Source organism: Microcoleus sp. B9-D4, assembly GCF_036705105.1.
Lineage (GTDB): Bacteria > Cyanobacteriota > Cyanobacteriia > Cyanobacteriales > Microcoleaceae > Microcoleus.
This window is the reverse complement of sequence record NZ_JAUBTS010000104.1, coordinates 1-14,372: the sequence shown is the minus strand read 5'-3', so window position 1 is coordinate 14,372 and position 14,372 is coordinate 1. Positions and strand designations below refer to the sequence as shown.

Here is a 14,372-nt window from a genome sequence, read left to right as displayed (position 1 = left end):
GTTGTCACTCCCACTCCGGTAGTAACTCCAACTCCGACTCCAGTTGTCACTCCAACTCCGACTCCAGTTGTCACTCCCACTCCGGTAGTAACTCCAACTCCGACTCCAAGTGTCACTCCCACTCCGACTCCAGTTGTCACTCCCACTCCGGTAGTAACTCCAACTCCGACTCCAGTTGTCACTCCAACTCCGACTCCAGTTGTCACTCCAACTCCGGTAGTAACTCCAACTCCGACTCCAAGTGTCACTCCCACTCCGACTCCAGTTGTCACTCCCACTCCAAGTGTCACTCCCACTCCCACTCCGAGTGTCACTCCCACTCCGATCGATTCTACGGAAATACAAGATCCCGCACCGCAACCCTCAACCCTAGATGCAGGAGACTTGCAACGCCGTGGCAAAAATTCATCGCTAGAGAATCCCGGTGTAGCAGCCGATCGAGTTTTAACCATCGATCAAAGTATCACCAGTCAATTACCCGCCGGCATCGTAGCATCTTCACCAGCATCCACACAAGCACCAACAGTCAACCCTACTTCTAATTTAGTTCTGGGATACGCCCCGTCTCCCGATCGACTTTTTGAAGGTAACGATATCCAGAAAACAGTCTGGGGAATCGAAGAAATGAGGAATCAAGAATTTGGAGAATACTTGGGGGTAACAGCCAACCTCCCAGATGAAAAAGTCCTGATTTCCACCTTCCAACAAACTTTACAAGATATCGCACAGCAACCGGGCAAGCGGTCTGGTATTATCTACATTGTCTCGCGAGACGAACAATTAGAACTAATTTTAGTTCCTCCCGTGGGGCCACCGATTCACTACAGCGTCCCCGAAGCCAACAGAGCAGCTCTTTTCTCCACCGTTAAGGAGTTCCGCGCTGAACTCACCAATCCCGCAAAACGCGCTAGTACCAGCTATCTAGCCGCCGCCCAGCAATTATATAAATGGGCGATCGCACCCCTAGAAAAAGACTTACAAAACTTAGGAATTCAAACTTTATTACTGTCAGTCGATCCCGGATTGCGGAGCCTGCCCTTTGCCGCTTTGCACGACGGTAAAGGCTTCTTGATTGAAAAATACAGTTTCAGCCTAATTCCAAGTTTTAGTTCGACTAATACCGATTATAAAGCTGTTAGAGACGCCACAGTGCTAGCAATGGGAAGGTCGGAATTTGTTGACCAACAGCCCTTGCCCAGTGTGCCGATCGAATTGCAGGCGATTTCCGCTCAGTGGCAGGGCCCATCTTTCCTCAATTCTACTTTCACTTTAGATAATCTCAAGTCGGAACACACCAAGGGAGGATTTCGGATCGTTCACCTAGCAACTCACGCTGAATTCAAACCGGGAAAAGCGAGCAATTCCTACATTCAAATGTGGAATTCCAAATTGCAGCTCGATCGCATGGAGAGTTTGAATTGGCGCAATCCGCAGGTAGACTTGTTAGTATTGAGTGCTTGTAGAACTGCTGTGGGCGATCGGGAAGCAGAGTTAGGTTTTGGAGGTTTAGCAGTAAAATCCGGCGCGAAATCTGCTTTAGGGAGTTTGTGGTATGTTGACGATGGAGGCACTTTGGGGCTAATGAGCGAATTTTACCACCAGTTGCGAGGAACCACAATTAAGGCAGAAGCTTTGCAACGCGCTCAACAAGCAATAATGTCCGGTAAAGTTCGGCTCGAAAACGGGCAGTTAGTGACAACAGCGGGCAACTTGAATTTACCGACTAACATACAACAACAAAACCAAAACTTTTCTCATCCTTACTACTGGAGTAGTTTCACAATGATCGGAAGCCCTTGGTAAGCTGCCATTTTTTATACCAAATCCGGTTGAAAGATCCCGTTTATATTATGTCCGGTCGATTCCCTCCGCTTCGCTTCGCCCGAAATCAGGTAGGGGCGGGTAAACCTGCCAATATCTGCCAATAATTGACAATCTCAAAAACCCGCCCGGCCGGGATATTATGGTCAATCGCTCGGACATGATATTATTCTTTAGTCCGCGCAGTCGGGCTTTAGTTGTGTAGTAGCGGTTGCAACCGCCGAACTCGCGAGGGAGAAGTTCTATTTCTGTTTCATCACCACCAAAGTAATATCATCAAAAACCTTCTGAGCACCAATATACTGCCACACATCATCAATCACAGCTTCCCGAATTTCTTGGGCACAGCGCTGACGATTTTCAACCACCACTTGCCACAACCTCTTTAATCCGTACTGCTTTTTATTAATATCGAAAGCTTCAGGAATTCCATCAGTATAAAGCACCACCACATCCCCAGGATTTAACTGCACTTCTGCTTGAGCAATAAACTCCCCAATCTCTTCTACTAAGCCAATGGGAAAGCCTAAATCCATCGTATCTATGCGCTCCAATTTTCCATCAGCGCGCACCACAATCATTTCCTCATGTTGTCCGCTTAATTTCAGGACACCTCCGGCATAGTCTAAGATAGCTAGAGACATATTTCTAGAGGAGTCCATGCGCTGGAGATTATCATACAGAGTCTGGTTGAGGACATCCAAAAACTTCACTGGATCTGTTTCGTTCATTTTCTGAAGCGTCCTGACAGCCGTTTGTGCCATAATCATCAACACGCCACTTTCTAAACCGTGCCCGGTGACATCGCCAATGCTAATCTTGACTTGACCATCCTGTTGCAATACATCATAGTAATCGCCGCCAACTTCATCGGCTGGCTCCATAAAACCCGCTATTTCTAAGCCTTCTATTGCCTCTAATTCCGACTGTTTTGGCAACACCATTTCTTGCAGTTGTTTGACAATATCGAGTTCTGCACTCATGCGAAGATTGTCTGCTCTTAATTTCTGATTCAGGGTGCTAATTTCTTGATTCGCTTCAGCTAGTTGAGCCGTGCGTTCTTGAACTTTATCTTCTAAGTTTTGATAGAGGCGAGCATTTTCGATCGAAATAGCTGCTTGGGAGGATAAGATTTTTAAGACTTCCAATCTATCTGGGGTAAACGCCCCGGTAGTCAGATTATTTTCCAGATACAGAATGCCGATCAGTTTACCTTGATTAATAATAGGAGCGCATAATACTGACTTAGGCATATTTTTTATAATATAGGGTTCGCCAGTAAAAACACCCTGTTTCGTAGCCTCTGATAGCACTACATCTTCCTGAGTTCTCGCTACATATTTTATCATACCTACAGGAATATCATCGCTGCCTTCAATCGAAATACTTTGCAAAACTTCTACTTGTTCTTTATCAACTTCACCTCTAGCTTCAATGGTTAACCTATCCTTATTTGACAAGACAAGAAAGCCTTTTTGTGCTCCCCCATTTTCCAGTAAAATTGTCATTAACTTCTCTAACAATTTGTTGCTTGCAATTTCACCAGCCAGAACTTGGGAAGCTTTGATAACTGTGGACAAGTCTATATGGGAATTTCCTCCACTTGTTGAATAAGCTGTGCCCATAGCAGTAGTCTGCACATCAATTTGTTTCTTGGCAGATACCTTGGGGATTAACTGCGGATATTTCTGCTCCAAATCCTCTACTTTACGCTTAGCACCCCAAAGTTGGTAGCCATAGTGAGCTTTTCTCATGTAAAGTTTGGCAATTTCCTCTTTGCCTTTCCCTAACCAGAATTTGGCGACTAATTCATTCCCTAAAGCTTCATTCTGAATATACTCATTTTCATGAGCTGAACTAATAGCGCGATCGTATAAATCTATTGCTTCCATTCCTTGACCAGAAATACGCGCCATTTCTGCCTCCACCAACAGGTATTTGTGCAGAAAGTTTTCAGGACAGTTATCTGCCCAAATTTTCATCTGTTCTTGGTTGGTTTCAATTTGTTTTTTATAACTAATTTGTTCTGATTTGCTAACGGTTGGATAGAGAGCCAGTAAAATTAAAGAATGATAGAAGTTATTAACCGCATTCGTAATCATCCCTTGTACATAAGGTAACATGGTTTGAGCTTCTTTGATACAAGCTAAAGCAGTAACATTGTCACCATACAAGTAGAGGACTTGGGATTTATAGGTTAAATAGTTACAAAGAGCAAAAAAGTTTTGATGAGTTTGACAATCTTCGATATAATCAGCTTCAGTGAGAGAGTCGCTGGCAAATTCTTTGGGTTTGGGACTCAAGCCACTTAAATTATAAATGAATAGTTGACTGGCAAGGATGGTATGATAAGCTAATAAATTTTTAGTTTTATCTGTGAATTTTAAATAATCATTTAGAAGCGCTAATATTTCGAGAATATTTTTACCACACACAAAAAAGTTAAGCATTTGATGGAAGGTGATATAGCCTGCAAACTGTAGCTCTCCTGACTCCAAACCCGCTTGATAACCTTCGTTATTAATCGCTTCAGCTTCTTTTATGGGGATAACCCAATGTTGAATGTGATTAGCCATGTTATTAGCAGCTTTGGCTTTCATGGATGAGTCATTAAAGCGCTTAGAAATGTTGAAGCCTAAACGAGCAAATTCATAACCAGATCGATATTCTTGTAGAACTGAACTGAGGGTAAGTCCATAGCTGGTATAAGCTTTAGCGGAAGCAGCAATAGCACCGTATTTAATGCAAATAGAAGCCATTTTTGCCGCAATAATTCCATACAGTTCAGGGTTACTGAAATAAGCTGGTGGATCGGCGCTGACTAATAAAGTTAGGGCTGCTCTCATTTCCAGACTCGTCATTTCTGGTTGCTCTTGTAGGGTGCTAATTTCCCCAGGTTGCCAAAGTTTTCGCACTTCTGCTAGTTCTTTTTGTAAAGCCTTGGTGAAATCTTTATCCGTTAACTCAATTCCCAATAAGTTTAAGGCTTGTCGAGCGGCCGTAATAGCTTTTTCATGTTTAGACATCATGGTTAACATGACTATTAAAATATTATAAACTTCGGCTTTTTCTAACTTATTTTGGCATTTTTCAATTACCAAATATATCAATTCTTCAGCATAATCAAAGTTACTGTTTAAATATTCAATTTCTGCTTTTTCCTTATGAAGTTGCAGGGTCAATTGATATTCTTCTTGCCAAAAATCACCACTTAATAAAGATATGCCGATCGTCAAATATTCTCGCGCCGCTAGATAAGCGGTTGAGTCTTTCGCTTTGCGGGCGGCGATTAAATTAAATTTAGCTAAGGCTATTTTTTCGGTTTGATCGGTAATTAACTCGCGCCCCAGATTAAAATGTTCAACTATATCAAAAATTTTTGCCTCTCGCTCTGTCACGGGAGTATTCACTTGTAACAAGCGTCCAATTTTTAAGTGAACTGCTTTTTTTTCATCTTCAGGAATTAAAGTATAAGCAGCTTGTTGTACTCGGTCATGTAGAAATTTATAATCTTGTATTAATAGGTTTTCATCTAACTCCGATGTTGGCAAGATAAATCCGCTCTGAAGGGCTGCAAGTAGATCAGAAAAAATCACTTCAGGCTGTTGTTCACAAACAATCGACAGGATATTTAAGTAAAAAGATGCGCCTATACAAGATGCTAAACGTAAAATGTGTTGGGTGAGAGGAGGCAGTTTTTGCAACTTGCCTATCATCAAGTCGATCACATTATCGGTGATATTTTGGGCCTCAATTTGGGCAATACTCCACTGCCAATGATGAGATTGCAAATCAAACGTTATTAGCTTTTCAGCCTCCAGAGTTTTCAGAAATTGATTAACAAAAAACGGATTACCTCCAGTTTTATTCATCACCAGTTCTGCCAAGGATTTTACCGTCTCCGTGTCGCTATATAATGTATCGCCAATCAGTTGGTTAATATTTTCTGGGGCTAAAGGTGATAAAGTAATATAATTGATAGTGGCTCCTTCTTTGCGTAATCCATCCAGGGTCATAATTAAGGGGTGCGTTGGGCTAACTTCGTTATCCCGATAGGCTCCAATCAAAAACAGATATTGCATATCTGTCTCGGTCATCATCAATTCAATTAACTTGAGTGTCGCCGAGTCAGCCCACTGCAAATCATCCAAAAATATGACTAAAGGATGCTCTTTTGTGCAAAAGGCTCGGATGAAGTTACCCAAGACAATATTAAATCGATTTTGTGATTCGGTTGCCCCTAATTCTGGCACTGGAGGCTGCTTGCCGACAATCAGTTCCACTTCGGGAATGACATCAATAATCACTTGACCATTGACACCAAAAGCATCTCTAAGTTTTTCTCGCCATTGTTCAAGCTGTATTTCACTTTCCGTTAATAGTTGCCGCACTAATCCCTTAAAGGCGCTAACTACAGCGGAGTAAGGAATACTCTTTTGAAATTGGTCAAATTTGCCCGCGGTGAAATAGCCGCGCAGTCGGGTATTTGGTTTGTGAATTTCGGCTACTAGAGATGATTTGCCAATGCCAGAATAACCAGCCACCAACATCATTTCTATTTGGGATTTTGGATTGTCCGCTACTCGCTCAAATGCTTTTAGTAGTGCTTCTACTTCTGCTTCGCGTCCGTAGAGCTTTTGGGGAATTTGAAACTGCTCGGAAATGTCTTGAGCCCCTAAAGAGAAATCAGATATATTTCCTGTGGTTTGTAACTGATGCAAACATTCTGCTAAATCATTTTTGATTCCGAAACCACTTTGGTATCGCTCCTCAGCGGTTTTTGCCATCAGTTTCATTACAATATCTGACAGGGCATGGGGAATTTCTGGATTAATTTGATGAGGAGAAAGTGGCACTTTAGCAATATGACAATGCACTAACTCCAGGGCATCATTTGTTTCAAAAGGGAGTTGTCCTGTCAGTAACTCATAGAAAGTGGCACCGAGAGAGTAAAAGTCGGTGCGGTAATCTAGAGAACGATTCATTCTTCCTGTTTGTTCAGGTGAAATATAAGCTAAAGTACCTTCTAAGACGTTAGGATTTTTTAGGGTAGGATTTTCACGGGTGAATTGAGTAGAAATACCAAAGTCTATAATTTTGAGTTGCCCGATTTCTGCGTTGAAAATAATATTGGCCGGGTTAATATCTTTGTGAACAATATTCGCAGCGTGAATACTGCTTAGAATTTCCGCCGTTTTAATAGCAAGGCTCAGAAATTCCTGTAGGGGCAATAATCCCCTGTCTGAGTCCCTACGCTGATTCATCAACTGTTTTAAAGATACCGCGCCAAAATCCTCAAGGATGATACACAGGGTTCTCTGATAGGGTTTTAATTCATAAGCTTTAATTACTCCATCTAGATTCAGATTTCGGGTAATTTCATATTCCTGCTTATAGCGAACCAGTTCGGAGGGGGTAGGATAGTCTTCTTTGAGGAATTTAAGGATGACGGCTTGGTTGTCCTGTTGGCGGATGCCTCGATAGACAGTGGAGTTGATACTTTCGTAGATTTGAGTGAGAATCTCGTAGCCGTTAATCTCGATCATTTTCAGGTTTCAATGATAGAAGAAAATGTGATTAAAGTTAGTCAGCAATTATCACCGAGCGGACTGATCTATTATAGATGCTGAGGATGCTTTGATACCCATGCTAAAGGTGAAATATTCACATTAATATACTGCGGCCGATCATTTATCACAGATTACCTCATGGCAATAGCAGGTAACTTTCATTACCTGCTAATTTACAACAAGAAAAACAAGATTTTTCTGATCTTTATTGCTGGACTATTTTCACGGTGAGATTTTTTTTGTAATTCCCATATTTTCAGTAGCAAATCTGTTCGTTCAAGAATTATCTCTAACCCGCAGATGCTCTATCTAGGGTTGATTGCTCTCGGATTTGGTGCCGCAGTTCCGTAATTGACTCGACAGCCGATATTGAACAAACTCGAACTGCACTCAAGAGGGACAATCTGCTGATCGAGGAGGGCGCTGCAACTGACATACTCGTCATTATTAGTATCTCTTACCATACATTCGATCGGGTTAGCTCCCGATCGCGCCGACCAACTCTTCATACCTACGACTGCAATCATATGCTGCCAGTAGAAAGCAAATAGCAAAACTCCCAAAAGTACAGCAACGGCTAATCCTGCTTTCAACTTCCAACTATTTAGGACGTTTCCCAAACTGTTTTTCACGTTTTCCACCCCAGAAATTGAGCTTTCGGTAGTTATTTCTGGAGTTGGCAAGTTTGTTTGTGTTTGTTCTGCTGGAATTTCCGACATAATGTATCTCCTATGATTGCTGGAATTTGGCTAAGCTGGCAGTTGCGATCGCTATTGCAAACTTTATCAAATTTTAGCAAAAGTCGCCTGTACCGACAACCGATTGGGGCAGCACCGCCGGGGAAGTATGTATATTGACCAAGTGCGATCGCCATTTCTATGCCTTTTGAGGTATTGCCCAAGTCGCGTTAGCAGATCCCTCGAAGAGGATCGGCTATTTTGCATCTAGGGCAATAGAATTGTTGGGGATTTTCTTTGAAAACGGCTGAAATGAATCAGCGCTTTTTTTGGGAACCGCAGAGAGCGCAGAGGGCGCAGAGAAAGAGCAAAGAGAGATATATTGACTTTCACCAATCATTTATGGTTTCGATAGGAGTTCTAATAACTCAGATTCCGAAAGTAGTTCGATTCCCAAAGATTGAGCCTTTTCCAACTTAGAACCCGCATCTTCTCCCACAACCACATAATCTGTTTTAGCACTCACAGAACTTGTGACTTTACCGCCTGCTTTTTGAATCAAATCTTTAGCTTCATCTCGTTTCAAAGTGGGCAAAGTTCCCGTCAGCACAAAGCTTTTGCCTGTAAGTTGTAAATTTGTGCTGGCTAAATTGGGATTTTTTACTTCTGACTGCAATTGCAAACCCGCAGTTTTCAACCGTGCAATTAAACTTTGATTAGCCGGCACTCGAAACCACTGATAAACAGCTTGAGCAATTTCCGGCCCGATGCCGTAAACGCCCTCAATCGATGCCGCCGATACCCCTGCTAACTCTTCCACATTTGCAAACCTTTCTGTCAGCAATTGAGCATTCACGCTGCCGACGTGGCGGATGCCTAAGCCGTAAAGTACGCGCGAATAAGGTTGATTTTTCGATTGGGCGATCGCACTTACCAATTTTTCTGCTAACTTCTTACCCATGCGGTCCAAACTCATCAATCTTTCCGCAGTCAAATCGTACAAATCCGCCGCAGAATTGAGCAGATTGCTATCAACCATCTGCTGCACCAACTTTTCGCCAACACCGTTAATATCCAGAGCATCCCGGCTGCAAAAATGAATCAGCGAACCCCTCAAAATCGCCGGACAAGATGTATTGATGCAGCGAGTAACGGCCTCCCCCTTTTCCCGAACCACAGGCTGTTCGCATTCGGGACAGCAACTAGGCATTTGGAAAAGTTGAGCATTTGGCGGGCGAAGTTCTGGCAAAACTCGCACAACTTCTGGTATAATTTCCCCAGCTTTTCTGACAATCACAGTATCGCCAATATGGAGATTTAGGTCGGAAAGTCGATCGCTATTATGGAGAGAAGCCCGCGAAACCGTCGTTCCCGCCAACTGCACTGGTTTGAGTTCCGCTACAGGAGTCAGAGCCCCGGTTCTGCCTACTTGTACGGTGACAGCTTCTACTATTGTAGGCACTTCGGCTGCGGGATACTTCAGGGCGATCGCCCAACGCGGAAACCTCTGAGTAAAACCCAATTGTTTTTGCAGCAAAACCGAATTTATCTTAACAACAACCCCATCCGTCATGTAAGGCAAATTCCGTCGCTCATTATCCCAATATTCGTAATACTCGCGAACCTCATTCAAAGAATAGCAAATTTTGCGATAGGGATTCACCTTAAACCCCATTCGTCGCAACAATTCCAACGATTCCCATTGCGTGTTACCCTCGTTACCCTGATCTAAATGCAGAGTATAAGCAAAGAAATCCAACCTGCGCTTATCAACAATTTTAGAATCCAACTGCCGCAGCGTACCCGCCGCAGCATTGCGAGGATTAGCAAACAATTGTTCCCCTGCTTTTTCCCGTTCCCGATTAATTTCCTCAAACACAGCTAAAGACAAAAAAGCCTCTCCCCGCACTTCCACAACAGGCGGCGGATTATCTAAATTGAGCTTTAAAGGAATCGAGCGAATAGTTTTGACATTTTGAGTAATTTCCTCTCCCGTAATGCCGTCTCCCCGCGTCGCACCGCGAACTAACACCCCATTTTCATAGGTTAATGCTAAAGCAGAACCGTCAATTTTTAACTCGCAAACATAGGAAACCCCCCCCAACCCCCCCTTGCTAAGGGGGGGAGTAATTTCCCTGTTTTCCTGATTGCTAATGGAAGATGTTATTCCATCAAGTCCCCCCCCTTGATAAGGGGGGGTTAGGGGGGGTACATTTCCATCAAGTCCCCCCCCTTGATAAGGGGGGGTTAGGGGGGGTGCATTTCCCTCTTGACCGGGGGTTAGGGGAGGTGCATTTCCATCAAGTCCCCCCCCTTGATAAGGGGGGGTTAGGGGGGGTGCATTTCCTTCTTGACCGGGGGTTAGGTGGCGCGCTACCCTTTGCCAGCGTTCCTGCCATTTAGCAAATTCCTCAAAATTAAAAGCATTTTCCAAACTGTAGAGAGGTATATTGTGTTTGACGCTAAAAAATTGAGTAGCAGGCTGTTCTCCCACGCGCTGAGTCGGACTTTCCGCAGTAATTAATTCAGGATAATCTGATTCTAATTCTTGCAACTGGCGATAAAGTCGATCGTACACCTCATCTGGCATAATCGGCGCATCGAGAACATAATAAGCATAGCTAGCTTCCTCTAGCTGCTGCCTCAACTGTTGAATTTGCTGCTGAATCTCTGCTGCCATATTGATTTAAAGTTTTCGATTAAAGGTTTTAGATTTTTGATTATAACTCTCCATTTTAGCTCAAAAAAAAGGATCGAGCAACCTCTCTGCTGCCAGACCGATTGTAGATTTGAGGTGCTCAATGTCAATTTGAGCTAAAAACAAAGATCCAGCAACTAGAAAATCAAAACTTATCCTAATTGCCACCCTGCCCAAAAACGGATACTTACTTTCCGACATGAGTTGCCAGTCGGCCCAAATTTTCGACTCTTGTTCAACATCCCAGATTCATCTCTGGAGTAAATTTCAAATCCTTCGACTGATTGAACGCCGAACGTTGCGCCAAACCTGTCACGCCGAATTCTCAATTTTAAAATCCATTGACTCGCCTTTATAGCTGCCAATTTATGGGCGTCAATCCTCACAAATTCAAGTCGGGAAACTCGGTAAATTTCTTATTTTCCCCGGACCTGGAAGGTTGAAGATTATCACCATCTTTTTCGCCGTTTAAGTTGCTATTGGCGCGGGATTTGGTAAATTCTTGAGCGTTTGGCTTGGTGAAAGCGAGCGGTTCAGCGTGTTCTACCTGAAATACATTGGCGTAGAGGTTGGCAATAATTTGTTTGCCTCCCTGGGTCAATTCCAAGTAGTTCAAAGCGGCAGGAATGTAGGGAAAAACTCCATTCCAATAAAACTTGGCGTAATTTTGCCGCAAATCTCCTGGAGACTTGTAGCCCAAGATTTTATTAGTGCCGACTTCCTCAAATTCGTAGAACAGAGCACTTATTTTTCGCAGGTAATTGGGGTCGCTCAACTGACCGATCAAATCGGCGGCCCTAGCGAGTCCAGAATAATTATTTCTGTCTTGATGAGTTTCGCTAGCAGGAACTGGGAAGCGCGTCAATTCAATATTGCGCTTGATTTGTTCGGCATCAATTAATGTGTGGCCGCCGAAGCGTTCGTCAATTACGAGTTTTCCTCGATCGACATGATAAGGAGTTAAACTGGCAGAAGTTGCGCCGATCGGCACAGAAACCATGCCCCCGTCAATACCCGTAGCATAGAGTCCCACAGCTTCTTGGTCTTGGCGGCAAACACCTTTGACGTAGCCGATATCGTGACACAGCAGCGAGATCAGGTAGTGTAGCCAATCTTCCGGCGACACTCCCCCTTCGCGAATATGCTTGCCCCGGAGAATCTCTTGTCCCACCAAAGCCACGAGCATTGTGTGTTCCACATTGTGGTATAGAGCATCGCAGTTAGCGATATTTTCCAGAGCCATAGTCCCGGCCCAGGCGATAATTTCAGGGTAGTCAGGCTTGTACTTGCCGTAGGTGCGACGGTAGCCGGCCTGCAACTCTTGCACAAAAGCGTCAATCAGGATAGCAGTTGCATTGAACATCATAAATTCTCCCACTCAGGCTGTAGTTACAAACTTGATCGAAAATATCTTGCATAGCTGAAAAAATAATCAATGGGCATTCCAGTAGGTTTGACCCCTCGGCGTTGAATTTTAAATTTCAGCTAGTGTTGTCAGGTCAGAAAATTGCTTTTTTGGCTATGCTTCCCAAGATAACCTAATTTCCGAAGCATCAGAAGCAACAGAACGATTTTTTGGCATTAAATGTTGGCGAAACAATTTACATCATTTCACCGACTAATTATTAGAAGTCCTAGGTGTGAAAGTTATGAACTGTCTGTTTTCGAGCCTCTCCACTGCTGCCCTTCGCTCTCGGCGGTCGATCGCCCAAAAATACCTAGGATTGTGTGCATTCACGGCTGTTTGCACCGCCGCACCGGCAATGGGTGCAGAGCGAATTTACGTAACTTACGGGCCACTAGAAGAATCAGTTCCCATCGAATCCCTGGCACTCTTCGCCAAAGAAGGCAAAATAGACTCAAACTTGGACGGCTTCGCTCAGTACGCCAAAGAATCTCAGCTAGCTGAGATTCGCAGCGCCCTGCAAGCGAAAGCTGAAATCAGCCAGGTGACGATCGCCCAATTCCTCTACACGCCTCAAGGAGAAGTGCTGCTGAGACGCTTAGGCCGAGTAATTCAAACCAAAGCTCGGCAGCCTGGATTTTATGCCATCCGAGCCGCCCTGATTTTAGCAGCCTCAGATCCAGAAGGCCTGACAATTCTCAACGTGCTGCGGAAATTCCCCACCTATGGCATCAGGATTGACATCGCTCGCGCCTTGGGTATCGCCAACGAGCTGACATCGCTGATCAACCGTTCCAATCAGACGATCGCCGGAGTCGCCCAGTTGTCCGAAGCACAAGCAGCCTCTGAACCCGCCATACCGCCCGCGGCAATGCTGCAGCCCCAGCTACCGGGCCCCTATACTTGGAAAAAATCATCGGTAACTCTGACGAGGCCAAATCGCGTTAGCGAAGCCCGCCCCTACGGGGGCTACGCCAACGAAGAGGATCGCACGTTTGATATGGACATTTACCTGCCACAGCGGAGCAGGCAACCGGCCCCAGTAGTAGTAATTTCCCACGGTTTAGGTTCCGATCGCCTTTCCTTCGAGTATTTAGCCAAACACCTAGCCTCCTACGGCTTTGCCGTCGCTGTCCCCGAACACCCCGGCAGCAACGCCCAACAAATCCAAAACTTAGTAACAGGCAGAGCCAATGAAGTAGCAGAACCAGCAGAATTTATCAACCGCCCCCTCGACATCAAAGACCTGCTCGATTATTTAACCCAACTTTCTACCACCAATCCTGCCTATAAAGGGCAGCTCGACTTGCAGCGGGTGGGTGTCATCGGCCAGTCTTTCGGGGGCTATACGGCTTTAGCATTAGCCGGGGCGGGGATTAATTTTGCACAGCTAGACAAAGATTGCGGAGTCGAAAACGATAGTTGGAACCTCTCCCTACTGTTGCAGTGTCGCGCCCGCGGGCTAGAGCGCAACCAGTACAATTTCGGCGACCCGCGCATCAAAGCTGTGATCGCCGTTAACCCGATCGTTAGCAGCATTCTGGGAGAAACAAACCTCAGCAAGATCCAAATCCCAGTCATGCTAATCGCAGGCAGCGCCGATACCGTCGCCCCCGCTTTGCTCGAACAAATTCAACCGTTCACATGGCTGACATCGCCCAACAAATATCTGGTACTGATGAACAACGGGACTCACTTCTCAACGATCGAGGATTCCCCTCAAAGCCTCTTTCTGCCACCACCAGAGGTCATTGGGCCGGAACCAGTTTTAGCCCGCCGCTACCTCAGCGGACTCAGCCTAGCTTTCATGGAAAGCTATTTGAACAACAAATCAAATTTCCGCCCGTATTTGGAGCCATCCTACGCTTTAAGCATCTCCAGAGACACCCTCGGACTGAGAATTTTGCGATCGCTCACCCAGCAGCAACTCCAGCAGTTCAGGATTTCTCCACCTCCTCGCATCCCCGCCTCTCCACCTGCGATCGCTCCTGTTCCTTTACCTTCTCCACCTCCCATAGCTCCCGTTCGTTAGGGTTGAGGTGCGCCGCGTGTGCACGCTGTCATCTCTTTTCGTGCGGGGCCGATGGGCCATCTCTTTCCTCTCATCAGCTTTCCTAATCACACTCATCAGTTTAACTGTCGTCAAACCCCTTTACAAACCTTAACGATAGGCGTAATAATATAAACATCATCCGAACATT

The 14,372-nt window shown here is 44.8% G+C and carries 7 protein-coding genes; 3 read left to right on the top strand and 4 right to left on the bottom strand.

Features of this window, described 5'->3' with window-relative positions:
* Positions 1-1,803, top strand: a 1,803-nt coding sequence (locus tag QUB24_RS31730) for a CHAT domain-containing protein (RefSeq protein WP_333157526.1), incomplete at its 5' end; no start/stop codon positions are given.
* Positions 1,804-2,063: 260 nt separating this feature from the next.
* Here the strand turns inward: QUB24_RS31730 and QUB24_RS31725 are convergent.
* Both QUB24_RS31725 and QUB24_RS31720 read right to left on the bottom strand, forming a co-directional pair.
* On the bottom strand, positions 2,064-7,367 hold the full coding sequence (locus tag QUB24_RS31725; protein ID WP_333157525.1) for an AAA family ATPase: 5,304 nt from the start codon (positions 7,365-7,367) through the stop codon (positions 2,064-2,066).
* 329 nt (positions 7,368-7,696) lie between these two features.
* Entirely contained in the window at positions 7,697-8,110 is a 414-nt protein-coding gene (locus QUB24_RS31720) for a hypothetical protein (RefSeq protein ID WP_333157524.1), read from the bottom strand.
* A 12-nt stretch (positions 8,111-8,122) separates the two neighbouring features.
* On the opposite strand from QUB24_RS31720, the gene QUB24_RS31715 reads away from it, so the two are divergent.
* Entirely contained in the window at positions 8,123-8,248 is a 126-nt protein-coding gene (locus tag QUB24_RS31715; RefSeq protein ID WP_333157523.1) for a hypothetical protein, read from the top strand.
* 220 nt (positions 8,249-8,468) lie between these two features.
* Here the strand turns inward: QUB24_RS31715 and ligA are convergent, their stop codons facing one another.
* Together ligA and QUB24_RS31705 are read right to left on the bottom strand one after the other, a co-directional pair.
* Positions 8,469-10,748 carry an NAD-dependent DNA ligase LigA gene (ligA, locus tag QUB24_RS31710; RefSeq protein WP_333157522.1) on the bottom strand — a complete coding sequence of 760 codons (2,280 nt, stop codon included), beginning with the start codon at positions 10,746-10,748 and terminating at the stop codon, positions 8,469-8,471.
* Positions 10,749-11,148: 400 nt separating this feature from the next.
* Positions 11,149-12,129 (bottom strand): Npun_R2479 family HD domain-containing metalloprotein, encoded by a 981-nt coding sequence (locus QUB24_RS31705; RefSeq protein WP_333157527.1) that lies wholly within the window; start codon positions 12,127-12,129, stop codon positions 11,149-11,151.
* Between the two features lie 286 nt (positions 12,130-12,415).
* Here QUB24_RS31705 and QUB24_RS31700 point away from each other — a divergent pair, with 286 nt between their 5' ends.
* Positions 12,416-14,203 (top strand): alpha/beta hydrolase, encoded by a 1,788-nt coding sequence (locus QUB24_RS31700; protein WP_333157521.1) that lies wholly within the window; start codon positions 12,416-12,418, stop codon positions 14,201-14,203.
* Positions 14,204-14,372: the final 169 nt, after the last annotated feature.

What these genes read in the sequence shown, in the direction of transcription:
- QUB24_RS31720 (WP_333157524.1), bottom strand. Translation starts at nt 8,110, where the DNA reads ATGTCGGAAATTCCAGCAGAACAAACACAAACAAACTTGCCAACTCCA.
- QUB24_RS31715 (WP_333157523.1), top strand. Translation starts at nt 8,123, where the DNA reads ATGATTGCTGGAATTTGGCTAAGCTGGCAGTTGCGATCGCTATTGCAA.
- QUB24_RS31700 (WP_333157521.1), top strand. Translation starts at nt 12,416, where the DNA reads ATGAACTGTCTGTTTTCGAGCCTCTCCACTGCTGCCCTTCGCTCTCGG.
- ligA (WP_333157522.1), bottom strand. Translation starts at nt 10,748, where the DNA reads ATGGCAGCAGAGATTCAGCAGCAAATTCAACAGTTGAGGCAGCAGCTA.
- QUB24_RS31705 (WP_333157527.1), bottom strand. Translation starts at nt 12,129, where the DNA reads ATGTTCAATGCAACTGCTATCCTGATTGACGCTTTTGTGCAAGAGTTG.
- QUB24_RS31725 (WP_333157525.1), bottom strand. Translation starts at nt 7,367, where the DNA reads ATGATCGAGATTAACGGCTACGAGATTCTCACTCAAATCTACGAAAGT.